This is a genomic window from Roseivivax sp. CAU 1761 (genome assembly GCF_054482755.1).
Window position 1 is genome coordinate 1 of the sequence record NZ_JBTLRM010000040.1, and the last position, 20,746, is coordinate 20,746.

General features: G+C 71.8%; 20 protein-coding genes and 1 tRNA gene. 7 read left to right on the forward strand and 14 right to left on the reverse strand.

The window, feature by feature from the left end; all coding sequences use genetic code 11:
• Nucleotides 1–104: 104 nt before the first annotated feature.
• The 4 genes from ACXYMW_RS17605 to hslO form a co-directional block, all read right to left on the reverse strand.
• Nucleotides 105–1,955 carry an ABC transporter ATP-binding protein gene (locus ACXYMW_RS17605; RefSeq protein ID WP_459036645.1) on the reverse strand — a complete coding sequence of 617 codons (1,851 nt, stop codon included), beginning with the start codon at nucleotides 1,953–1,955 and terminating at the stop codon, nucleotides 105–107.
• Nucleotides 1,956–2,088: 133 nt separating this feature from the next.
• Entirely contained in the window at nucleotides 2,089–3,252 is a 1,164-nt protein-coding gene (locus ACXYMW_RS17610) for a CCA tRNA nucleotidyltransferase (RefSeq protein WP_459036646.1), read from the reverse strand.
• Nucleotides 3,249–3,851: a CoA pyrophosphatase gene (locus tag ACXYMW_RS17615; RefSeq protein WP_459036647.1), complete on the reverse strand. Its 603-nt coding sequence runs from the start codon at nucleotides 3,849–3,851 to the stop codon at nucleotides 3,249–3,251. Before ACXYMW_RS17615 ends, ACXYMW_RS17610 begins: the two co-directional genes overlap by 4 nt.
• Complete coding sequence (hslO, locus tag ACXYMW_RS17620) at nucleotides 3,838–4,824, reverse strand: Hsp33 family molecular chaperone HslO (RefSeq protein WP_459036648.1); 987 nt, start codon at nucleotides 4,822–4,824, stop codon at nucleotides 3,838–3,840. Before hslO ends, ACXYMW_RS17615 begins: the two co-directional genes overlap by 14 nt.
• Nucleotides 4,825–4,924: 100 nt before the next feature.
• Here hslO and ACXYMW_RS17625 point away from each other — a divergent pair, with 100 nt between their 5' ends.
• The gene (locus tag ACXYMW_RS17625; RefSeq protein WP_459036649.1) at nucleotides 4,925–5,374 is read left to right on the forward strand and encodes an NUDIX hydrolase; all 450 of its coding nucleotides are present in this window, start codon (nucleotides 4,925–4,927) and stop codon (nucleotides 5,372–5,374) included.
• On the opposite strand, the gene ACXYMW_RS17630 is transcribed toward ACXYMW_RS17625, so the two are convergent.
• Nucleotides 5,350–6,624 carry a PP2C family protein-serine/threonine phosphatase gene (locus ACXYMW_RS17630; RefSeq protein ID WP_459036650.1) on the reverse strand — a complete coding sequence of 425 codons (1,275 nt, stop codon included), beginning with the start codon at nucleotides 6,622–6,624 and terminating at the stop codon, nucleotides 5,350–5,352. The two genes, ACXYMW_RS17625 and ACXYMW_RS17630, sit on opposite strands and share 25 nt — an antisense overlap.
• A 150-nt stretch (nucleotides 6,625–6,774) precedes the next feature.
• Here ACXYMW_RS17630 and ACXYMW_RS17635 point away from each other — a divergent pair, with 150 nt between their 5' ends.
• Entirely contained in the window at nucleotides 6,775–7,089 is a 315-nt protein-coding gene (locus tag ACXYMW_RS17635; RefSeq protein WP_459036651.1) for an Hpt domain-containing protein, read from the forward strand.
• A 22-nt stretch (nucleotides 7,090–7,111) separates the two neighbouring features.
• Here ACXYMW_RS17635 and ilvA read toward each other — a convergent pair whose 3' ends face one another.
• Nucleotides 7,112–8,341, reverse strand: coding sequence for a threonine ammonia-lyase IlvA (gene ilvA, locus ACXYMW_RS17640; protein ID WP_459036678.1), 1,230 nt, complete (start codon nucleotides 8,339–8,341; stop codon nucleotides 7,112–7,114).
• A 54-nt stretch (nucleotides 8,342–8,395) separates the two neighbouring features.
• Nucleotides 8,396–9,136, reverse strand: a complete 741-nt coding sequence (locus ACXYMW_RS17645) for a hypothetical protein (RefSeq protein WP_459036652.1) — start codon at nucleotides 9,134–9,136, stop codon at nucleotides 8,396–8,398.
• Nucleotides 9,137–9,271: 135 nt separating this feature from the next.
• Between ACXYMW_RS17645 and ACXYMW_RS17650 the strand changes: the two genes are divergently transcribed.
• Together ACXYMW_RS17650 and ACXYMW_RS17655 are read left to right on the forward strand one after the other, a co-directional pair.
• On the forward strand, nucleotides 9,272–10,507 hold the full coding sequence (locus tag ACXYMW_RS17650; RefSeq protein ID WP_459036653.1) for an argininosuccinate synthase: 1,236 nt from the start codon (nucleotides 9,272–9,274) through the stop codon (nucleotides 10,505–10,507).
• Nucleotides 10,508–10,591: 84 nt separating this feature from the next.
• The gene (locus tag ACXYMW_RS17655; protein ID WP_459036654.1) at nucleotides 10,592–11,011 is read left to right on the forward strand and encodes a DUF1810 domain-containing protein; all 420 of its coding nucleotides are present in this window, start codon (nucleotides 10,592–10,594) and stop codon (nucleotides 11,009–11,011) included.
• A 61-nt stretch (nucleotides 11,012–11,072) separates the two neighbouring features.
• Here ACXYMW_RS17655 and ACXYMW_RS17660 read toward each other — a convergent pair.
• The 3 genes from ACXYMW_RS17660 to ACXYMW_RS17670 all read right to left on the reverse strand — a co-directional run bounded on the left by ACXYMW_RS17660 (nucleotide 11,073) and on the right by ACXYMW_RS17670 (nucleotide 13,030).
• A tRNA-Pro gene (locus ACXYMW_RS17660) sits at nucleotides 11,073–11,149 on the reverse strand.
• A 45-nt stretch (nucleotides 11,150–11,194) separates the two neighbouring features.
• Complete coding sequence (locus ACXYMW_RS17665) at nucleotides 11,195–12,160, reverse strand: DMT family transporter (protein WP_459036655.1); 966 nt, start codon at nucleotides 12,158–12,160, stop codon at nucleotides 11,195–11,197.
• A 312-nt stretch (nucleotides 12,161–12,472) separates the two neighbouring features.
• Entirely contained in the window at nucleotides 12,473–13,030 is a 558-nt protein-coding gene (locus ACXYMW_RS17670; protein WP_459036656.1) for a putative glycolipid-binding domain-containing protein, read from the reverse strand.
• Nucleotides 13,031–13,271: 241 nt separating this feature from the next.
• Between ACXYMW_RS17670 and ACXYMW_RS17675 the strand changes: the two genes are divergently transcribed.
• Nucleotides 13,272–16,025 carry a PAS-domain containing protein gene (locus tag ACXYMW_RS17675; protein ID WP_459036657.1) on the forward strand — a complete coding sequence of 918 codons (2,754 nt, stop codon included), beginning with the start codon at nucleotides 13,272–13,274 and terminating at the stop codon, nucleotides 16,023–16,025.
• On the opposite strand, the gene yaaA is transcribed toward ACXYMW_RS17675, so the two are convergent.
• Nucleotides 15,962–16,729 (reverse strand): peroxide stress protein YaaA, encoded by a 768-nt coding sequence (gene yaaA, locus ACXYMW_RS17680; protein WP_459036658.1) that lies wholly within the window; start codon nucleotides 16,727–16,729, stop codon nucleotides 15,962–15,964. The two genes, ACXYMW_RS17675 and yaaA, sit on opposite strands and share 64 nt — an antisense overlap.
• 118 nt (nucleotides 16,730–16,847) lie before the next feature.
• On the reverse strand, nucleotides 16,848–17,399 hold the full coding sequence (gene dalA / locus ACXYMW_RS17685) for a divisome-associated lipoprotein DalA (RefSeq protein ID WP_459036659.1): 552 nt from the start codon (nucleotides 17,397–17,399) through the stop codon (nucleotides 16,848–16,850).
• Between the two features lie 170 nt (nucleotides 17,400–17,569).
• On the opposite strand from dalA, the gene ACXYMW_RS17690 reads away from it, so the two are divergent.
• Both ACXYMW_RS17690 and ACXYMW_RS17695 read left to right on the forward strand, forming a co-directional pair.
• The gene (locus tag ACXYMW_RS17690) at nucleotides 17,570–18,172 is read left to right on the forward strand and encodes a L,D-transpeptidase (RefSeq protein WP_459036660.1); all 603 of its coding nucleotides are present in this window, start codon (nucleotides 17,570–17,572) and stop codon (nucleotides 18,170–18,172) included.
• Between the two features lie 150 nt (nucleotides 18,173–18,322).
• Nucleotides 18,323–18,514: a ferrochelatase gene (locus ACXYMW_RS17695; RefSeq protein ID WP_459036661.1), complete on the forward strand. Its 192-nt coding sequence runs from the start codon at nucleotides 18,323–18,325 to the stop codon at nucleotides 18,512–18,514.
• 101 nt (nucleotides 18,515–18,615) lie between these two features.
• Here the strand turns inward: ACXYMW_RS17695 and ACXYMW_RS17700 are convergent, their stop codons facing one another.
• Together ACXYMW_RS17700 and hemH are read right to left on the reverse strand one after the other, a co-directional pair.
• Nucleotides 18,616–19,545 carry a YiiX/YebB-like N1pC/P60 family cysteine hydrolase gene (locus ACXYMW_RS17700; RefSeq protein WP_459036662.1) on the reverse strand — a complete coding sequence of 310 codons (930 nt, stop codon included), beginning with the start codon at nucleotides 19,543–19,545 and terminating at the stop codon, nucleotides 18,616–18,618.
• A 133-nt stretch (nucleotides 19,546–19,678) separates the two neighbouring features.
• Nucleotides 19,679–20,740 (reverse strand): ferrochelatase, encoded by a 1,062-nt coding sequence (hemH, locus tag ACXYMW_RS17705; protein WP_459036663.1) that lies wholly within the window; start codon nucleotides 20,738–20,740, stop codon nucleotides 19,679–19,681.
• Between the last annotated feature and the right edge of the window lie 6 nt (nucleotides 20,741–20,746).

Genomic DNA, 20,746 nt, shown 5'->3' on the forward strand with positions numbered 1-20,746 from the left:
CGCTGCGGCCGGCGGGCGGGCCGGGGGCGGGGCCCCCGGGGCGCGGGGGGCGCCGGGGGCGCGGCGGCGGCGGCGGAGCGGCCGGGCGGAGCCGGGCATGCGGCTCATTCCGCGGCCTCGCCGCGGTTCTCGGTGTCGAGAAAGCCGCCCGATTGCCGCGCCCAGAAGCCGGCATAGAGCCCGCCGCGGGCCAGCAGATCGGCGTGGCTGCCCTCCTCGACGATGCGGCCCTCATCCATCACCAGGATGCGGTCGAGATGGGCGATGGTGGAGAGCCGGTGGGCGATGGCGATCACCGTCTTGCCGGCCATCATGCCGTAGAGCGTGTCCTGGATCGCCGCCTCGACCTCCGAATCGAGCGCCGAGGTGGCCTCGTCGAGGGCGAGGATCGGGGCGTTCTTCAGGATCACCCGGGCCAGCGCGATGCGCTGTCGCTGGCCGCCCGAGAGCTTGACCCCGCGCTCGCCGACCCGGGCGTCGTAGCCGCGCCGGCCCTCGGCATCCTCGAGCCCGAGGATGAAGTCGTGGGCCTGGGCCTGGCGGGCGGCGGCCTCAATCTCGGCCGGGCCGGCCCCGGGCCGGCCGTAGAGGATGTTCTCGCGCACCGAGCGGTGCAGCAGCGCCGAATCCTGCTGCACCATGCCGATCTGCCGGCGCAGGCTCTCCTGGGTCACCGCGGCGACGTCCTGGCCGTCGATCAGGATGCGCCCGGCCTCGGCTTCGTAGAAGCGCAGCAGCAGCTTCAGAAGGGTCGACTTGCCCGACCCGGAGCGGCCGACGAGGCCAACCTTCTCGCCCGGGGCGACGGTCAGCGTGACGCGGTCGAGCCCGCCCCGGCCGCGGCCGTAATGATGGCTCACGCCGTCGAAGACGATGCGGCCCGCGTTCAGGCGCAGCGCCGGGGCGCCGGGGCGGTCGCGCAGGGTGATCGGCTGGGCGATGGTCTCGAGACCCTCGGCGACCACGCCGAGCTGCCGGAAGAAGCTGGTCAACGCCCACATGATCCAGCCGGTCATCGAGTTCAGCCGCAGCGCCAGCGCGGTGGCGGCGGCGACGGTGCCGGCGCTGGCGACGCCCAGCCCCCAGAACCACAGCGCCATCCCGGTCACTCCGACGATCAGCAGGCCGTTGAGCACCGTCAGCCCGACATCCATCACCGTGTAGAGCCGCATCTCCGCGGCGAAGGTGCGGCGCGCCGCCTCGATCGCCTCGCGGCCATGCGCCAGCTCGCGGTCGTGATGGCCGAACATCTTCACCGAGTGGATGTTGGTATAGGCGTCGACGACCCGTCCGGTCACCGCGCTGCGGGCATCCGAGGAGGCCTTGGAGGCGGGCTGCACGCGGCGCACCGTCCAGGCCATCAGCAGGCCGTAGAGCCCCAGCCAGACCGCCAGCGGCGCCATCAGCCAGGGATCGGAGGCGCCGAGCAGCAGCAGCGCGCCCAGCGTGTAGGCCAGCGAATAGCTCAGCGCGTCGAAGATCTGGAACACCGCCTCGCCGGCGGCCGGCGGGGTCTGCATGATGCGGTTGGCGATGCGGCCGGCGAAATCGTCCTCGAACCAGCCCACCGACTGGCGCAGCACGTGGCGATGCGCGCGCCAGCGCCACAGCGTGCCGTAATTGGGCAGGATGGCGTTGTTGAGCAGCATCACGTCGAGCGCCTGCAGCGCCGGGCGCAGAAGCAGGATGGCGAGGCCCAGCGCGACCAGCGCCAGGCCGTGCTCGCTCCAGACCCGCTCGGGCCCCTTGGCGAGGATGTCGACCACCCAGCCCATGGCCCAGATCAGTCCGAGCTCGACCGCCGCCACCACCACCGAGAGCAGCCCGGCCAGCGCGAAGAGGCCGCGGAACGGCCGCGACCAGTCCAGCATGAAGGGCACGAGCCGCCGCGGCGGGCGGTCGCGCTCGGCATAGTCGGCATAGGGGTCGACCAACCCTTCGAAATAGCGAAACATCCGCAAGGGCAGGGTCTCCGCGCGGGTGATTGGATCGCGCGCCGCGGGGCCGGGGGCCGGTGCGGCGGGCACGGTGCAGAAGGGTAGGGCGCGGCCCGGGGCTTGTCCATCGCGGCCCGGCGGCCGGCGGCGCTCAGGCGCCGAGCAGCGCCGCGCGGTCGAGCGCGAAGCCCGAGGCGATCCAGCGCGCCTCGAGCTCGGCCAGCCGCGCGCCGAGCGCGGCGCCGGTATAGTCCGGCATCAGGTCGCGGGCGGTGACCGGGAAGCGCGCCCGCGCCCCGGCGGCGGCCCGCGCCAGGGCCGCGGCATCGGGTGGCTGGCCGAGGCTCGCGGCCTGCAGCAGCAGCACGTCGCGCGCCGCCTCGGCGCCCAGCCGGTAGCCCAGCTCGCCCGGGGCGGCGCCGCCGTCGAGCCCGGACCAGAGCGCCGCCAGCCGGCGCTGGTCGCGCTTCGGCAGGCGCAGCGCGGCGCCGTCGCGCTGGCCCAGCGCGGCGAGGCGGCGCAGCGCGTCGGGCGCCGTGCCGGTCGCCGCCTCGGCGGCCACCAGCGGTGCCAGCGCCCGCGGCTCGGCGCCGGGCAGCACCCGGGCCAGCGCGCCGGTGGCGGCCATGGCGGCCAAAGCCGGGGCCGGATCGGGCGCGGCGAGAAGACGCATCACCTCGCCGCCCACGCGTTCGCGCGACAGCCGGTCGAGCCCGTCGAGATGGCGCGCGATGGCGTCGAGCGCCGCGGCATCGAAGCCGTGGGCGGGATCGCCATACCAGGCGGCGAAGCGGAAATAGCGCAGGATGCGCAGGTAATCCTCGCGGATCCGCGCGCCCGGCTCCTCGATGAAGCGCAGCCGGCGGGCGACGAGGTCGGGCAGGCCGCCCAGCGGGTCGTGCAGCCGCCCGGCGCGGTCGCAATAGAGCGCGTTCATGGTGAAGTCGCGGCGCCGCGCATCCTCGGCGATGTCCCGGGCGAAGCGCACCGTGGCGCGGCGCCCGTCGGTGGCCACGTCGGCGCGGAAGGTGGTGACCTCGAAGCCCCGGCCCTCGGAGACCAGGGTGACGGTGCCGTGCGCGATGCCGGTCGGCACGGCGCGCAGCCCGGCGGCCTCGGCGGCGGCGATGGTGGCCTCGGGGCGGGCATCGGTGGCGATGTCGACATCCGCCACCGGGTGATCGAGGAGCGCGTTGCGCACGCAGCCGCCCACGGCCAGGGCCCGGAAGCCCGCTGCCTCGAGCGCGGCGAAGACCGCCTGGGTCGCCGGGGCGTCGAGCCAGTCGCCCGAGAGACGCTCCGGCAGCGCCGTCACGGCGCCATCCGCTCGGCCAGGCCGCGCAGCACGCGGGCGGTGGCGCCCCAGATGTAGTAGGGACCGAAGGGAACCGTGTAGTAGTGCCGCCGGCGGCCGCGCCAGCGCCGGGCCTGCACCGAAAACCGCGCCGGGTCGGCGACATGGGCGAGCGGCACGGTGAACACCTCCTCGACCTCGCCGGCTTCCGGCACCGGCCGGAAGCCCGGCCTCACTAGGCCGATCACCGGCGTCATCAGGAACCCGGTCACGGTCTCGTGCGGCGGCAGGGTGCCCAGCACCTCGACCCGGTCATGCGGCAGGCCGATCTCCTCCCAGGCCTCGCGCAGGGCCGCGGCCACGACGTCGGGATCGCCCGGATCCTGCTTGCCGCCCGGAAAGGCGATCTGGCCGGGATGGTGCTTCAGCCGCGCCGAGCGGCGGGTGAGGATCACCCGCGGACCGCGGCGGTCCTCGATCAGCGGCACCAGAACGCCGGCGGCGCGCAGGGCGCGGCCGGCGGGCGGTGCGGCATCCGGGTTAAGATCGAAATCCGACGATGCGTCGGCCGGCCGCGCCAGCGCGGCGCGCAGCCGGTCGCGCAGCTCAGTCCGGGTCATTCCCGTCCGCCTCGAAGCCCACCGTGGCCGGGTCGAGCACGTAATGGGCCCCGCAGAACTGGCAATCGGCGGTCACCTCGCCGTTCTCGGTGGTCATCTTCTCGATGTCGCGGGCCGAGTAGATCGACAGCGACTGCCGCACTCGGTCCTCCGAGCAGGTGCAGCCGAAGCGCACCGACTGGGCGTCGAAGACCCGCGGCGTCTCCTCGTGGAAGAGCCGCACCAGCAGGTCGGTGGGCGGCAGCGAGGGGCCGATCAGCTCCAGCTCCTCGACGGTGTCGAGCAGCAGGTTGGCGCGGGTCCAGTCCTCGCCCTCCGCGCCGTCGAGGATGTCCTCGGCGGCCAGCAGCCCGCCCTCGCCGGAGCCGCCGCCCGAGGCGTGCGGGCTGGCCTTGGGCATATGCTGCAGCATGACGCCGCCGGCGCGCCAATGCTCGACGCCGCCGGCCTCGCGGGAGCGGCCGAATTTCAGCGCGAAGCGGGTCGGCAGCTGCTCGGACTGGGCGAAATAGGCCTGCGCCGCCTCGGCCAGCGACGAGGCCACCAGCGGGGTGATGCCCTGGTAGGGGGTCATGCCCTCGCCCTGGTCGATCATGATGGCGAAGTAGCCCTCGCCGACATTGTCCATCGGCCGGGGCTGCACGCGGTCGGGATCGAAGCTAGCATAGGCGCGGATGCGGGCCGGCTCGCCCTCCTTGGCGGGGGCGTAGAAATCGGTGGCGATCATCCGCACCGGGCCCTTCGACTGGACCTGCAGCGACAGCTTCCAGCGCAGCTTCACGGTCTGCCCAATCAGCGCCGTCAGCAGCGCCATCTCGGCCACCAGCGCCTCGACCGCGGGCGGGTATTCGTGCTGTTTCAGGATGCCGTCCAGCACCCCGTCGAGCCGGGCCACCCGGCCGCGGATGTCGGAGCGGTCGAGTTGGAAGGGCAGGACGGTGTCGTCCCAGGCGAGCTTGGTGCCGAGCGTCATGAAGGTCCTCGAGGAGCTTTAAGCGGGGTGTCGCCCCCATATATGAAGCCTTCGTCCGGGTCCAAGACCCCGTTGCGCCCAATGCGAGGAAGCCCCGCCGATGATCCGCCGCTACGGCCCGCCCCCCGATCCCGCCCGCCGCTACCGGGTGCGGCCCGGGATCTATGCCCTGCTGCCCCGGTCGGGGCGGGTGCTGGTGACCTTCCAGACCGCGCCGACGCCGGAATTCCAGCTTCCCGGGGGCGGGGTCGATGCCGGCGAATCGCCGCTGCCGGCGCTGCACCGCGAGGTGCTGGAGGAAACCGGCTGGCGGATCGCCGCGCCGCGCCGGCTGATGGCGTTCCGGCGCTTCACCTACATGCCGGAATACGATCTCTGGGCGGAGAAGCTCTGCACCATCTGCGTCGCCCGTCCGGTGCGCGCCGTGGCGCCGCCGAGCGAGCCCGGCCACAGCGCCCATTGGCTGCCGCTGCGCGAGGCGATGCGACGGCTGGGCAATTCCGGCGACCGCGCGGCCATGGCGCGCTATGCGCGGCTGTCCTCGGGGTAGGCGCGGAACTCGAACAGCGCGGCCGAGACGTCGTCGCCGGGGGTCTCGCCCTCCGGCGCCTCGGCCACCAGGTGCCAGAACAGCGCCTCCAGCAGGTCGGGGCCGCGCAGGTCCGGCGCGCAGGCGGCGACCAGCCGCAGCAGCCCCTCCTCCTCCAGCATGCCGCCGCCGCCCACCGGCGCTTCGACGAAGCCGTCGGAATAGAGCAGCACCCGGTCGCCCGGCTGCAGCGGCACGGTGACCCGTTCGTGGGCGACTTCCGGGACCAGCCCGATCGGCAGCCCGCCGGCGCCGAGGAAGGCGGTGCTGCCGTCGGCGCGGATCAGCAGCGGCCGCGGATGGCCGGCCTGGACCAGCCGCAGGGCGCCGGAGCCGAGGTCGATGTCGGCGAAGGCCATGGTGAAGTATTCGTCGACCCCGGGATCGGCATCCAGCCGGTCGTTCAGCCGGCGCGCCACCTCCTCGGGCGGGCAGAGCCATTCCGGCCCGCCGAAGGCGAGGTTCTGTTCGGGGTGGCGGGCGCTGAGATAGCCCGCGATCCGCGCCGTCATCATCGCCGAGGTGATGCCGTGGCCGGAGACGTCGATGCCGTAGAAGGCGACGCGGTTCGGCCCGGCCGGGAACATTCCCACGAGATCGCCGCCGACATGGCCGCAGGGCCGCAGCAGCAGGCTGACCCGCGAGGCGCCGAAGCGCCGCGTGGTCTCCGGGATCAGCGCGTCCTGGATGCGCCGTGCCTGGCGCAGGTCGCGGTCGATGGCCTCGTGCGCGGCGCGCAGGCGGTCATTGGCATCGCTGAGGTCGCGCGAGGTGCGGGCCAGTTCGCGCTGCATGGTCAGGATGCGCATGCCGGCATTCACCCGGGCGCGCAATTCCCCGGCATCGACCGGCTTCGACAGGAAGTCGTCGGCCCCGGCATCGAGCCCCTCGGCCACCGCCGCCTTGTCGGTCTTGGCGGTGAGCAGGATGGCATAGGCGTAATCGGCGCCGCCGAGCGCGCGCAGCCGGCGGCAGAGATCGGGGCCGTCCATGCCGGGCATCATCCAGTCCGAGACCAGGAGGTCGGGCAGCGCGGCGGCGCAGAGCGCCAGCGCCTCCTCGCCCGAGGCGGCGGCGCGCACCCGGTAGCCCCAGCGTTCCAGCAGCCGGGTCATCAGCATGCGCTGGGCGCGGCTGTCATCGACCACCAGCGCGGTGAAGCGGGCGGCCGGCCCGGTCGTGGCCGGCCGCCTGTCCTGCAATGCCGTCATCGAAGCCCCATGGTTTCCTGCCCGCTCGCCCCGAAGCCTAGGGCCCGGCGGTTAAGGCGAGATGAAGCCGCCTCCCCCGCGCCCCGCGGCCGCCGCTAACCGCGCGTTCACCGGAGAGCGGCAGAGTGGGGCGACGTTGGGAGTTCTGCGATGATCGACTGGCAGCAGATCGAAAGCTTGCGCGGCGAGATCGGCGCCGAGGATTTCGGCGAGGTCGTGCCGCTGTTTCTCGACGAGATCGCGGAGCGGCTGGCGTCGCTCGACGATCTCGACGGCCCGGCAGCGCGGCGCGCCGCGCTGCACGACATGAAGGGCTGCGCGCTCAATCTCGGCCTGTCCGATTTCGCCGCGCTCTGCGCCGGGGGCGAGAAGGCGGGCGGTGGTGACGTCGCCGGCCTGGACCGCGCCTTCGCCGCCGGCCGCGCGGCGCTGCTCGACGGCATTGCCGGGCGGTTCCCCGGCTGATGACTCCCGGATCGGGGGCGGCTCAGATCAGGAACTGGGCCAGCGCCTCGTTCTCGGTGATGTCCTGGTAGGCGAAGCCCTGCGCCTCGATGCGGGCGAACAGGATCTCGAAATTCTCCGCCCGGCTGGTCTCGATGCCGATCAGCACGGAGCCGAAATTGCGCGCCGACTTCTTCAGGTACTCGAACCGCGCGATGTCGTCGTCGGGCCCCAGAACGTCGAGGAAGTCCTTGAGCGCGCCGGGCCGCTGCGGCAGCCGCAGGATGAAGTACTTCTTGACCCCGGAATAGCGCTGCGCGCGTTCCTTGACCTCGGGCAACCGCTCGAAGTCGAAATTGCCGCCCGAGGCGATGCAGACCACGGTGCGGCCGCGGATCGCCTGGCCCAGATCCTTCAGCGCGTCGATGGCCAGCGCGCCGGCGGGCTCGAGCACGATGCCCTCCACGTTCAGCATGTCGAGGATGGTGGTGCAGATCCGGTCCTCGGGGATGGTCAGGGTGTTGGCGAGCCCGACCCCGGCCAACCGCGCGAAGGTCCGGGCGCCGATCTGGCCCACCGCGGCGCCGTCGGCGAAGGTGTCGACGCGGCCCAGCGGCACCGGCTTGCCGGCCATCAGCGCGGCGCGCAGGCAGGCGCCGCCCGCCGGCTCAACGAAGGTGTACTGGCAGGCGGCGCCGAAATAGCCCAGCAGCCCCGCCGCCAGCCCGCCGCCGCCCACCGGCACCACCAGGTGATCCGGCGCGCCGCCCAGATCGGCGGCGATCTCGGCGCCCACCGAGGCCTGGCCCTCGATCACGTCGTCGTCGTCGAAGGGCGGCAGGAAGGCGCCGCCGGCCTCGGCGCTGAAGGCCTGCGCGGCGGCCAGCGTCTGATCGAAATAGTCGCCCAGCAGGCGGATCTCGACCGCATCGCCGCCAAACATCCGGGTCTTCTGGATCTTCTGCTGCGGCGTGGTGACCGGCATGAAGATCACCCCGCGGGTGCCGAAATGCCGGCACATGAAGGCGACGCCCTGGGCGTGGTTGCCGGCCGAGGCGCAGACATAGAGCGGCGCCGCACGCTTGCGCATGGCGTTGAAGGCGCCGCGCAGCTTGTAGGAGCGCACCGGCGCCAGATCCTCGCGCTTGAGCCAGATATCGGCGTCGAACAGCGCCGAGAGATGGGCGTTGCGCAGAAGCGGCGTGGCGGGAAAGACCTCGCGCATCGCCGTGGCGGCGGCCTCGGCCCGGCGGCGGAACTGGTCGTCGGTCATCTGGTCCATCCCGGATGAATGGCGCGGGCCGGCCGCCAAGGCAAGCGCGGCGGCTCAGTCGATGCGGCGGCCCTCGACGTAATGGCCGTAGATGGTGGTCAGCACGGTGATGCCGATCATCGTCAGGAACCAGTTCACCACCACGGAATAGATCAGGTTGATCGCCGAGGCCGGGTCGGGGTTGAAGAGCGAGGGCAGGCTGGCCAGCAGCGAGCCGCCGACCACGATCAGCGCCAGGACCAGCATCGTGCCGGTTTCGCCCCGGGTCGCCTCCCAGGCCTCGCGCAGGCCCATCGGGCGGCCCATCGCCGCCGCCGGCAGCATCGGGCAGAGTCGGAAGAACAGCGCCGCCGCGGCGCCCAGGGTGAGCAGCAGAAACAGGGCCGGCGCCGCGAAGAGGCCGAGCGGAATGGCAAGCACCAGGACCAGCAGGGCCAGGATCGCCGCGATCATCAGCGACCGGCCGAGATAGCCCGCCATCGAGGCGCCGTGCCAGTGCGGCAGCCAGCCCTCGGGCACCTCCCCGGCCAGCACGAAGCGGTGCCAGGCCACCGCGATCCACAGGCTGGCGAGGATGCCGAGCGCGCCCAGCAGCAGGTTCTGCACCAGAAAGCCCGCGCCGAGACCCGGCACGGCGCCGCCCTCGGGCAGCTCGACCATGTCGGGCGGGTTGAGAAAGCCCGCGATCTGCGCCGCGGCCTGGATCAGGTAGAGCACCAACGAGACCCGGAAGGCGGCGCCGAGATTGTCCAGCACCAGCCGCGCCGAATGCACGAAAATCCGCCAACCCGTCATGCCCCGGACCCTTTTCTGCCCTGCCCGGGCGCATCGCTAGCACGCGCCCGCGGCGGCCGCAAAGCCGCATCGCTTGCCCGGGCGGGCAAAAGCCGCTAAGCGCGCGGCCAGATCCGACGAAGGAGCCATCGCCCCATGTCCGCGCCCAAATCCGCGCCCAAGAAGGTCGTGCTCGCCTATTCCGGCGGCCTCGACACCTCGATCATCCTGAAATGGCTGCAGACCGAATATGGCTGCGAGGTGGTGACCTTCACCGCCGATCTCGGGCAGGGCGAGGAGCTGGAGCCGGCGCGCAAGAAGGCCGAGCTGCTGGGCATCAAGCCCGAGAACATCTATATCGAGGACGTGCGCGAGGAATTCGTGCGCGACTTCGTCTATCCGATGTTCCGCGCCAACGCGCTCTACGAGGGGCTCTACCTGCTCGGCACCTCGATCGCCCGGCCGCTGATCTCCAAGCGGCTGGTCGAGATCGCCGCCGAGACCGGCGCCGACGCGGTCGCCCACGGCGCCACCGGCAAGGGCAACGACCAGGTCCGCTTCGAGCTCGCGGCCTATGCGCTCGACCCGTCGATCCGGGTGATCGCGCCGTGGCGGGAATGGGACCTGACCTCGCGCACCAAGCTGCTGGCATTTGCCGAGGAGCACCAGATCCCGATCGCCAAGGACAAGCGCGGCGAGGCGCCGTTCTCGGTCGACGCGAACCTGCTGCACACCTCGTCCGAGGGCAAGGTGCTGGAGGACCCGGCCAACGAGGCGCCGGATTACGTCTACCAGCGCACCGACAACCCCGAGGACGCGCCGGACACGCCGCAGATGGTGGAGATCACCTTCGAGAAGGGCGACGCCGTGGCGCTCGACGGCAAGGATCTGAGCCCGGCCGAGATGCTGACCGCGCTGAACGCGCTGGGCAAGACCCATGGCATCGGCCGGCTCGACCTCGTCGAGAACCGCTTCGTGGGCATGAAGTCGCGCGGCGTCTACGAGACCCCGGGCGGCACCATCCTGCTCGAGGCGCATCGCGGCATCGAGCAGATCACTCTCGACAGCGGCGCCGGGCATCTGAAGGATTCGCTGATGCCGCGCTATGCCGAGCTGATCTACAACGGCTTCTGGTTCAGCCCCGAGCGCGAGATGCTGCAGGCCGCCATCGACAAGAGCCAGGAGCATGTCTCGGGCACCGTGCGGCTCAAGCTCTACAAGGGCTCGGCGCGCACCGTGGCGCGCTGGTCCGACCGCTCGCTCTATTCCGAGGCGCATGTCACCTTCGAGGACGATGCCGGCGCCTATGACCAGACCGACGCGGCGGGCTTCATCCAGCTCAACGCGCTGCGCCTGAAGCTTCTGGCCGCCCGCAACAAGCGGCTGGGCTGAGCCGTTTCGGCCGGCGCGGCGCCGCGTCGGCCGATCCCCGCCGCCGGACTGGCGGCCGGGAGCCCGGCGCCTAGATGGCGCCCCATGGCCGCTCTCGAGGAATTCGTCGCCGCGCAGGACCCGGTCTGGGACCGGGTCACGGCGGAGCTGCGCGCCGGCCGCAAGGAGAGCCACTGGATCTGGTGGGTCTTCCCGCAGCTCGCGACGCTGGGCCGGTCGCAGCGGGCGGTGCATTTCGGCCTCGCCGGGCGCGACGAGGCGGCGGCCTACCTTGCCCACCCGGTGCTCGGCCCGCGCCTCGTCGAAGCGGCGGCGCTGCTCCTCGGCCATGCCGGCACCCCGCCCGAGGACATCCTGGGCCCGGTCGATGCGATGAAGGTGCGGTCCTCAATGACGCTCTTCGAGGCGGTGCCCGGGGCGCCGCGCGCCTTCACGCTGGTGCTGGAGCGGCTCTATGATGGAGACCGCTGCGCGGCCACCCGGGCGGCGCTCGAGGACCCCTGAAGCGGACGCCGCACGGCAAGGGCGGGCAGCGTTCTGCGCGGGCTGGGAAGCTGGGTGATTTTGGTCGGAGTGGCAGGATTCGAACCTACGACCCCCGCCTCCCGAAGACGGTGCTCTACCAGGCTGAGCTACACTCCGACCGTGCTGCGCCGAGTAGACGAGTCGGCCGGGATTGGCAAGAGGTCAATCGCGCTTCTTTTCCGGCGCCTTGCCGCGGCCGCGGCGCAGCGCCGAGAGGCGCGGCAGGGTGCCGGTCTCGAAGCGGGCGCGGCTGCGCAGCACCGGCGCGGTGGTGGCGGGCATCCGGCTTTCGCGCAGCACGATGTAGACGCCGCTGGCGATCACGATCCCGGCCCCGGCCAGGGTCCAGCCGTCCGGCGCCTCCTCGAAGAGCAGCAGCCCGAACAGCGTCGCCCAGACGATCTGGGAATATTGCATCGGCGCCACCACCACCGCCTCGCCGGCCTTGTAGGCGGCGACGATCAGCAGCGAGGCGACGAAGCCGAAGGCGGCGAGCCCGGCATTCAGCCCGACCTCGTGCAGCGTCATCGGCCGGTAGACCAGCGGCAGCAGCACCGCCATCAGCGCGAAATTTGCCAGCATCGGGTAGAGCACCAGCACCACGTCGCGTTCGTCGCGGCCGATCTTGCGCACGATGATCGAGGCCAGCGCGCTGGTGGCCGCGGCGGCCAGCGCCGCGAGGTGGCCGAGGCCGAGATCGGTGGCGCCGGGGCGCAGCACCACCAGCACGCCGCCGAGCCCCACGATCACCGCCGCCCAGCGCCGCAGCCCGACCTGTTCGCCGAGGATCGGGATCGACAGCAGGGTGATGATCAGCGGCACCGCGAAGAGGATGGCGTAGGTCTGGGTCAGCGGCAGCACCGAGAAGGCGTAGAAGGCGCAGATGCCGGTCACCACCGCGGCGCCGGTGCGCAGCAGCGTCCACCAGGGATGGACCGGGCGCAGATGCCCCGGGGCGGGATCGTGGATCAGCTTCAGGGTGGCCAGCGGGAAGCCGAAGAGCACGCTGAAGAAGATGATCTGGAAGGGCGCGAAGCTCGCCCCCAGCAGCTTCACGAAGACGTCGTGCGTGGCGTAGAGCGCGAAGGCGAGGAGCGCCATCAGCGCGGCTCTGAGATTGGCGGACATGCGGGGCACCGGCTCGAGGGGACCGGTCCTTCCTAGGCGCGGCAGGGGTGGCCGGACAACCCGTCGCGGCATGTCCGCCCCCGCATGGGCGGGGCCAAGCCGACCGCGCGCCGGGGCGCCGGCCGCGGCCGGGCGCCGGCCGGGCCGCGACATCCGTCCACTTCTGCGCGCCGGGGGGAGCCGCGCCTCTGGCCCGGGCGGGGCAAGGCTCCGCGCCGGGGCGGCGCGGCGGCCGCGGCAGGGCAGGCCCCGCCGGATCGTGCGCATTGGCATGCCCCCGGAGGACCCCGGGGGCGGGGCGCCGTGCCGGGCTCAGGCGCCGTCCTCGACCTCCCAATGGCCGGGATAGCGGGTGACGAAGCCGCAGGAGGCCACCAGCAGGTCGGATTCGGCGCCGCTCTCGGCGCGGTAATGCACGACGCCGCCGCGGCGCCGGATGTAGCGCTGTCCGAGCGGCACCAGGCCCTCGCCGGGATCGCGCAGCCAGGCCGCGGTGCAGTCGATGCCGCCGATCTCCGGCAGCCGCCGGATCGGCATCAGGTTGGTCGCCGGGGTGAAGCCGAAAGCGATGTCGGTGGCGCCCTCGACCGCCTCGGCCGTGGCGCCGTTGAGGCGCCAGCGCTCGCCCTGGCGCAGCGCCCGCAGCGCCACCGGGCGGTCGCGCCAGGTGCCCGAAACATCGGCGCTGCGGGTGCGCCAGTCGGGATCGCAGCGCACCACGTAGTCGAGCGCGCTCTCGCCCTCGCTTTCGCGGAACCGGGCATGGCCGATCAGCATCCAGCCGGCATCGTGGCGCACCAGCCGGCAGGTGTCGCGCCCCTCCCGGTCGAGCGCCCGCCAGCGCATGGTGGCCACCGTGCTGCCGCTCATCGCCGGCGCCCCGCGGTCACGGCCGCGGCGCCCGGCGCGCGGGTCGGCGCGGGCGGACGGGCAAGGCGGGCGGCTCGGTCGGCGTCTGGCCGGGGCATCCTGCAACTCTCCGGAATCGTTTCGTCACGGTGGCATGGCGGCGGCGCAGGGCGCAACGATTCCCCGGTCCGCGCGCCCCGTCCTTAAGCCGGTCTTAAGCCCTGTCGATCAGATCCTGAGGCGGTTCGCTGGAGAAGCTGGCATGAGTCTGTCGCAGAAACTGGAGGCCGAACGGCGCGCCCGGCTGGCGGCGGAACGGCTCCTGGCGCACAAGCGCCGCGAATTGACCGAGGCCAACCGCAAGCTCGGCCTGCACGCCCGCGAACTCACCGAGGAGATCACCGCCACGCGCGCCCATGCCGCCTCGATCGAGGACGAGAACCTGCGCGTGCGCTCGGCGCTGGGCGAGGCGCAGCAAAAGATCGCGCTGGTCGAGGGGCAGCTGCTGCAGGCGCTGGGCGCGGCGCGCGACGGCTTCGCGCTGTGGAGCGCGTCCGGGCGGCTGGAACTGGCCAACCGGGCCTACCTGTCGGTCTTCGACGGGCTCGCCAGCGCCGGGGTCGGGGCGCATTACACCCATCTGGTCGATCTGATGGTCGAGGAGGGCATCGCCGATCTCGAGGGCGCCGATGCCGGCTCCTGGCGGGCCCGCATCCATGCCGGCTGGGAGGACCGCGATCCCGCCCCGGTCACCATCCGCCTGTTCAACGGCGCCTTCATCAAGCTGCACAACCGCCGCACCCCGGATGGCGGCGTGGTCAGCCTGGTCGTCGACATGACCGACCTGATGCGGCTCTGGTCGGCGGTGCAGGAGCTGCCCGACGGCTTCGTGCTGTTCGATGCCGAGGACCGGCTGGTCACCTGCAATCCGCGCTACCGCGAGATCTATGCCGCCTGCGCGCCGATCCTGCAGCCGGGTGCCGATTACCAGGACATTCTGCGCTACGGCCTGGATCATGGCCAGTTTCCCGAGGCCAGCGGCCGCGAGGCGGCGTGGCTGGCCGAGCGTCTGCGCGCCCGCCGCGCCGCCGAGACCGTGCACGAGCAGGAGCTCGGCGGCGATCGCTGGCTCAGGGTGCTGGAGCGCCGCGGCGCCGATGGCGGCACGGTCGGGCTCCTCGTGGACATCTCCGAGCAGAAGGCGGTGCAGCGCGATCTCGGGCTCGCCAGCGAGCGCGCCGAGGCGGCGAACCGCGCCAAGTCGGCCTTCCTGGCCAATATCAGCCACGAGATCCGCACGCCGATGAACGGCGTCGTGGGGATGACCGACCTGCTGCTCGAGACCCGGCTCGACGAGGATCAGGGCGAGCTGGTCGAGACCATCCGCAATTCCGGCGAGGCGCTGCTCGGGATCATCAACGACGTGCTCGACTATTCCAAGATCGAGGCCAGCAAGATGACGCTGCGCTCGGTGCCGTTCGATCTCGAGCGCACGGTGCACGAAGTGTGCCTGCTGGTGCAGCCCGCGGCCCGCGACAAGGGGCTGGCCCTGCTGGTCGATTACGACATGTTCCTGCCCACGGCGTTCCTGGGCGATGCCGCCCGGATGCGCCAGATCCTGACCAACCTGCTGGGCAATGCGGTGAAGTTCACCGCCCGCGGCCATGTCCTCGTGCGCGTCGTCGGCGTGCCGGAGCCCTCGGGGCGGGTGGCGCTGCATCTCACCGTCGAGGATACCGGCATCGGCATCGCGCCCGACAAGCAGGCGCATGTCTTCGGCGAGTTCAACCAGGTCGAGGATGACCACGACCGCAGCTTCGAGGGGACCGGGCTCGGCCTCGCCATCAGCAAGCGGCTGGTGGAGCTGATGCAGGGCGAGATCTGGGTCGATTCGGAGCTCGGGCAGGGCGCCTGTTTCGGGGTCCGGGTGGTGCTCGACGCGGTGGAGCCGCCGAGCCACGCGGTGCCGCGCCTGCCGGCGGCGCTGCACCGGCTGATGGTGGTGGATCCGAACGACAGCAACCGTGCCATTCTGGGCCGGCAGCTCGCCGTGGCCGGCGCCGAATGCGCGATGTTCGGCTCCGGCGCGGCGGCGCTGGCCAATCCCGACAGATACGACGCGGTGCTGGTGGCGCAGGATCTCGACGACATGGCTTGGCCCGACCTGGTGCGCCAGATCGATGCCCGCAGGCGCGGCGTGCCGGTGGTGCTGCTGGCCGGCGGCGGCGGCCCGGCCCCGGGCGCCGCGCAGGTGGCGGCGGTGGTCCGCACCCCCGCGCCGCGCCGGGCGCTGTTCGCGGCTTTGGCCGGGCTGCCCGACGCGGCCGCCGGCGGCGCGGCGGGAGCGGCAGGGTCAGGAACAGGGGCGGGGGGCGGCGCAGAGGCGGGGCCGGCCTTTGTCAGCCGCCGCGGCGGCCCGGCGGCGGGATTGCTGTTCCGGCATCGGGGCGGGGCGCCGCTTGCGGCCAATGCCGCGGCCCCGGCGGGGCCGGCGGCGCCCGTCGCGGCGTCCGGGATGGCGGAGCGGGCCGGGCCCGTCGCCCCGATCGATCTGCTGGTGGCCGAGGACAACCTCGTCAACCAGCGGGTGTTTTCCGGCATGCTGTCGGGTGTGCCTGTGCGCCCGCGCTTCGCCGCCAACGGCGCCGACGCGGTGACCGCCTTCGCCGCGCGCCGGCCGGACCTGATCTTCATGGACATCTCGATGCCGCATATGGACGGCCGCGAAGCCACCCGGCGCATCCGCGCGCTGGAGGCCGAAAGCGGGGCCCGGCCGGTGCCGATCGTGGCGGTCACCGCGCATGCGCTGGAGGATGACCGCACGGCGCTGCTGGCCGGCGGGCTCGACGATTATCTCAGCAAGCCGCTGCGCAAGGCCGCGCTGCTGGACATGCTGCGCCGCCATGGCGGCCTGGCGGCGGACGGGGGCGCCGAGGACGGGGGCGCCGAGGATCAGCCGGCGGCGCGCAGGAAGGCCGGGCGGTCGGGCGTGGAGAGTTCGGCCTCGAAGGCATAGCCGCCGAGGTCGAACGCCTTGAGCGCCTCGGCGTCGGTCAGCCGGTGCTGGATGACGAAGCGCGCCATGGCGCCGCGCGCCCGCTTGGCGTGGAAGCTGACCACCCGCGGCCCGCGCGGCCCGTCATCGAGGAATTGCGGGCTGATCACCCGCAGGCCCAGCGGCGCCTCGGGAACGGCGCCGAAATATTCCTGGCTGGCGCAGTTGAGCAGCACGCCGGTGCCGATCTCCGCGGCCTGCTCGCGGAGCGCCCGGGCCAGCCGGTCGCCCCAATAGGCGTAGAGATCGCCGCCCCGCCGGGTCTTCAGCCGCGTGCCCATTTCCAGCCGGTAGGGCTGGATCCCGTCGAGCGGCCGCAACAGCCCGTAGAGGCCGGACAGGATGCGCAGGTGGTCCTGCGCCCAGGCCAGCTCCTCGGGGTCGAGCGAGGCCGCCTCGAGGCCCTGATAGGTGTCGCCGGCAAAGGCCAGGGCGGCGGGCCGCAGATCGGCCGCCTGCGGGGCCTCGGCGAAGGCGCGGTAGCGGTCGCGGTTCAGCCGGGCGAGATCGTCGGAGAGATCCATCAGGCCGCGGATTTCGCCCAGGGTGCGGTTGCGCAGGGTGCGGATCAGCCGCTGCGCATCCTCCGCGAAGCCGGGCGCGCTGGGCGCGGCGTCGCGGGGCTGCCAGTCGAGGCGCTTGGCGGGGGAGATGACGATCAGCATGGCGCGGTCCGTAAGGCAGACGGGGAAAGCGGTGGCGCGCGGTGCGGCGCGGCCGGCGCGGAACGGGAAAAGGGGCCCGGGGGCCCCTTCTGGGAGGTCGCTCCGATGCCCGCGGCGGTCAGAGCGAGGCGATCGCGGTGCCGCCGCCGCCGGAGCCGCCGCCGGTGACCAGGGTCCACCAGATCTTGCCGTTGTCCTCCTGGTACCAGGAGAAGCCCATGTCGCGCGCCGCCGGGTTCATGATGGTCTCGCGGGTGGTCGAATCCTGCATCCAGGCGGTCAGGGTCTGCAGCTCGGTCTCGTAGGTCTCCGAGATGTTCTCGCCCAGCAGCTGGCCGCGATAGCCGACGCGGCGCACCCGGTCGACCGGCGAGGAGCCGTCCGAGCCGAAATGCCAGGGGCGGTTCTGCACCGACATGTCGCGCGAATGCGTCGCCGCGGCGGCGTTGAGCTGCGCATTGAGCTCCAGCGGCGGGCGGCCGGCATCGGCGCGCAGCGCGTTGACCGCGTCGAGCATCCGGTACTGCACCCGGCTTTCGTCCATCGCGGTCAGGCGGTAGCCGCCGGGGATCGGCCTGCCGTCGGGCCCGACCGGCGCGGTGGCCGGCAGCGGCGCACAGGCGGCAAGCCCCAGCGCCAGCGATGCGATAAGCAGAATGATGCGCGTCATGACCTGTCACCCCGGTTCGTTCTCGTTGCCTCCGGGCTTTAGCGACTCGGGCGTGGCGGTTCAAACCCAGTTCGTCCCCGAGGCAATTATTGACGGCCGTTTGATTTGCGACTGGGGATTTCGCGCCATATAGACCTGAACGATTGATCAGGTGGAATGGAGTCGATTCCATGAGCAGACACGGACCTACCCGCTTCGACCGGCGCGGTTTCCTGGCCTCCGCTGCGGCCGTCATCGGCGCGCCCGCCCTGGCGCAGGACGTCAACGGCGCCGGCACGATCGAGATGGAGCAGGACCTTTCGAGCCAGACCCAGCGCAACATCTCGAGCTTCCGGATGCTCGACTGGCGGCCCTATTTCTCGTCCCTGAACAAGGGCGCGATCCTCGTCGACATCCGGTCGCGGGCGCTGCATTACTGGTCCGAGGACCAGTCGGTCTACAAGCTCTACCCGACCTCGGTGCCGCTGACCGAGGATCTGACCCGGCGCGGCCGCACCAGCGTCACGCTCAAGGATCCGAACCCCGATTGGCGCCCCACGCCGTCGATGAAGAAGCGCAACCCGGAATGGCCCGACTACGTGCCGCCGGGCCCGGACAATCCGCTCGGCACCCGGGCGCTGCACCTGTCCTGGCAGTATTACCGGATCCACGGCACCCACGACACGCGCAAGATCGGCCGGCGCTCCTCGAACGGCTGCATCGGGCTCTACAACGAGCATATCGAACAGCTTTTCAGCATGGCCCAGGTCGGCACGCAGGTGTTGCTGATTTGACGACGGTGACGGCCGGTTGTCTTCGCTGCTTTGTGATGACTTTGCAAAATTGCGACTATCTTGCTTAGAACGAGTCACGAGGTAAGCATCTGGCCGGCCGCTGAATCCCCTGTCGGGATGCGCAGGGCGGGCCTCTTCAGGAGGATCGACATGAAGAAACTCGCTCTCGCCGCCGCCTTTGCCGTTGCCGGCAGCGCCGCCCTGGCCGGCTCCTACGCCAAGGACGACGTGGTCATGGAACCCGTCGTCGTGGTCGAAGAGACCGAACAGCAGTCGAGCTCGGCCGCCATCGTGGTGCCGCTGCTGATGCTGGCGCTGGTGGCAGCAGCCGTCTCGAACTGAGACCGGCCGGCAGCGACACGGACGGGGCGACGCGCGAGCGTCGCCCTTTTTCGTTGCGGGGGCGGTGTCGAAGGTGCCCCGGCGAACCGCGGGCCGGCGCCCTAGCCGCGGCCGTCCCCGGGCGTCGCGGCGGCGACCGCCGGGGCGGCCTCGCCGGTCTCCTCCGGCCCCGGAGCGGCGGCCGGGGCGGGCTCGGGCGAGGCCGGCGGCACGGTCAGCCCGGCCTCGCGCAGCAACGGCGCGCCGGTTTCGTGATGCGACCAGACGAAATCCGTCGGGTCGAAGGCGCGCGCGATATGCGGCTTCACGATGTCGAAATAGGGCGAGATGTCGAAGTCGCGCGGCGCGTAGAGCGAATGGTGGCGGATGTGGTAGATCTCGCGCCGCACCGTGCGCGATCCCTCGCGGACCTTCACTTCCCGCACCGTGGGCAGGATCGGGTAGCGCACCGACAGGAAGGCCTGCGCCATCAGGGTCGAGCAGATCGCCCGGGTCGGATCGCCGGAGCCGATGGCCAGCATGCGCCGGCGCCAGCGCGCCGGGACCGGCGGCTGCGGCAGCGTGTAGCGCAGCAGGTCGAAAATGTTGCGCAGGTCGTATTCCAGCCCGATCCGGTCGATCATGAACTGCGCCACCTTGGAACGGTCGGCCTCCGACAGCCCCACCGGACGGCAGATGCGGGTATGGTAGCGGGCGTATTTCGACAGCGGCGAGGCGACGCAGCCCTCGCCGACATTGACCTCGACGAGGCGCGGCTTCTCCGAGCCGTCCTCCGGGTCGGGCAACGCCTCGCCGACATAGAGCGCCGAATGCGACCAGGTCGACTGGGTGAGGTACTTGATCGCCTGGCCCACCGAGGAATGCCCGTCGACCAGCAGCACGTCGCCGGTCCGGAGCGTGCGGAACAGCTTGTCGGGATCGGACGGCACGCCCACGCCGCGCGGTTCGGTCTGCCGGTTGAGCCGTCGCGCCAGCCGGTTGCCGATGCGGCTCAGGGTGGCGTCGAAGCGGCTGCGCAGGGTTTCGGTCACGATCAGACTCCCGGGTCAGGCCTTCCAGATATAGCCCGGGAAACATGGCCAACCTATGACCCGTGGCGCAACAATGCCGCGACGGGTGCGGGATCGTTGCGCATCCGCCCCGCCGCGGCGCCGGCGCGCGAGGTCAGTCGAGCCAGCCGGCAAGGTTCTCCTCGATCACCCGCGACAGGGCGGCGACATGCGCGGCGTCGTCGTTCAGGCAGGGAATGTAGAGGAAGCGCTCGCCGCCGGCCTCCTCGAAGCTCTCCTTGATCTCCTCGTTGATCTCCTCGAGCGTCTCGATGCAATCGGCCGAGAAGGCCGGGGCGCAGACCGCGATGTTGGTCTTGCCGTCCTCGCGGGCCAGCCGCGCCACCTCCTCCACGGTATAGGGCTTGAGCCATTCCTCGGGGCCGAAGCGCGACTGGAAGGTGGTGGTGATCTCGGTATCGGCCCAGCCCAGCCGCTCCTTCAGCAGGCGCGTCGTCTTCTGGCACTGGCAATGGTAGGGGTCGCCCTCCAGCAGGTAGCGCTTGGGCACGCCGTGATAGGAGCAGACCAGGATGTCGGGCCGGGTCTCGGCCTCGGCATAGGCGCGCTCCACCGACTGGGCCAGCGCCTCGATGTAGAGCGGGTGGTCGAAATAGGGCGGCACGGTACGCACGCTGGGCTGCCACTTCTCGCGGCCCAGGGCGGCGAAGAAGGCGTCGTTGGCGGTCGCCGTGGTGGCGCCGGCATATTGCGGGTAGAGCGGGAAGAAGAGGATGCGGCTGCACCCCGCCGCGACCATCTCGCGCACCTTGGAGCGGGTCGAGGGATTGCCGTAGCGCATGCAGAACTCGACCATGACATCGTCGCCGTAGCGCTCGGCCAGGGCGGCGCGGATCTTGCCGGTCTGCGCCTTGGTGATGGTCATCAGGGGGCTTTCGCCCAGATCCTCGTTCCAGATCGAGCGGTAGGCCGCGCCCGAGGTGAAGGGCCGCTTCGACAGGATCACCAGCTGCAGCAGCGGCTGCCATTTCCAGCGCGGATAGTCGATCACCCGGCGGTCGGAGAGGAACTCGTTCAGGTAGCGCCGCATCGACCAGTAATCGTGTCCGTCCGGAGTGCCGAGATTGGCCAGCAGGATGCCGGTCTTCTGCCGCGGCAGCGCGGGGTGGTCGGCCGGGGCGTGGTCGGGTCGCGTGGCGGCGGAGGCGTCGAGCATGCTGGA

Excerpts from the sequence above, each read along its gene's own strand:
- ACXYMW_RS17670 (WP_459036656.1), bottom strand. The coding sequence starts at position 13,030 with ATGAGCGGCAGCACGGTGGCCACCATGCGCTGGCGGGCGCTCGACCGG.
- ACXYMW_RS17605 (WP_459036645.1), bottom strand. The coding sequence starts at position 1,955 with ATGTTTCGCTATTTCGAAGGGTTGGTCGACCCCTATGCCGACTATGCC.
- ACXYMW_RS17615 (WP_459036647.1), bottom strand. The coding sequence starts at position 3,851 with ATGACCCGGACTGAGCTGCGCGACCGGCTGCGCGCCGCGCTGGCGCGG.
- hslO (WP_459036648.1), bottom strand. The coding sequence starts at position 4,824 with ATGACGCTCGGCACCAAGCTCGCCTGGGACGACACCGTCCTGCCCTTC.
- dalA (WP_459036659.1), bottom strand. The coding sequence starts at position 17,399 with ATGACGCGCATCATTCTGCTTATCGCATCGCTGGCGCTGGGGCTTGCC.
- ACXYMW_RS17650 (WP_459036653.1), top strand. The coding sequence starts at position 9,272 with ATGTCCGCGCCCAAATCCGCGCCCAAGAAGGTCGTGCTCGCCTATTCC.
- ACXYMW_RS17625 (WP_459036649.1), top strand. The coding sequence starts at position 4,925 with ATGATCCGCCGCTACGGCCCGCCCCCCGATCCCGCCCGCCGCTACCGG.
- ACXYMW_RS17695 (WP_459036661.1), top strand. The coding sequence starts at position 18,323 with ATGAAGAAACTCGCTCTCGCCGCCGCCTTTGCCGTTGCCGGCAGCGCC.
- ACXYMW_RS17675 (WP_459036657.1), top strand. The coding sequence starts at position 13,272 with ATGAGTCTGTCGCAGAAACTGGAGGCCGAACGGCGCGCCCGGCTGGCG.
- ACXYMW_RS17655 (WP_459036654.1), top strand. The coding sequence starts at position 10,592 with ATGGCCGCTCTCGAGGAATTCGTCGCCGCGCAGGACCCGGTCTGGGAC.
- ACXYMW_RS17665 (WP_459036655.1), bottom strand. The coding sequence starts at position 12,160 with ATGTCCGCCAATCTCAGAGCCGCGCTGATGGCGCTCCTCGCCTTCGCG.
- ilvA (WP_459036678.1), bottom strand. The coding sequence starts at position 8,341 with ATGACCGACGACCAGTTCCGCCGCCGGGCCGAGGCCGCCGCCACGGCG.
- yaaA (WP_459036658.1), bottom strand. The coding sequence starts at position 16,729 with ATGCTGATCGTCATCTCCCCCGCCAAGCGCCTCGACTGGCAGCCCCGC.
- ACXYMW_RS17635 (WP_459036651.1), top strand. The coding sequence starts at position 6,775 with ATGATCGACTGGCAGCAGATCGAAAGCTTGCGCGGCGAGATCGGCGCC.
- ACXYMW_RS17645 (WP_459036652.1), bottom strand. The coding sequence starts at position 9,136 with ATGACGGGTTGGCGGATTTTCGTGCATTCGGCGCGGCTGGTGCTGGAC.
- ACXYMW_RS17690 (WP_459036660.1), top strand. The coding sequence starts at position 17,570 with ATGAGCAGACACGGACCTACCCGCTTCGACCGGCGCGGTTTCCTGGCC.
- hemH (WP_459036663.1), bottom strand. The coding sequence starts at position 20,740 with ATGCTCGACGCCTCCGCCGCCACGCGACCCGACCACGCCCCGGCCGAC.
- ACXYMW_RS17630 (WP_459036650.1), bottom strand. The coding sequence starts at position 6,624 with ATGACGGCATTGCAGGACAGGCGGCCGGCCACGACCGGGCCGGCCGCC.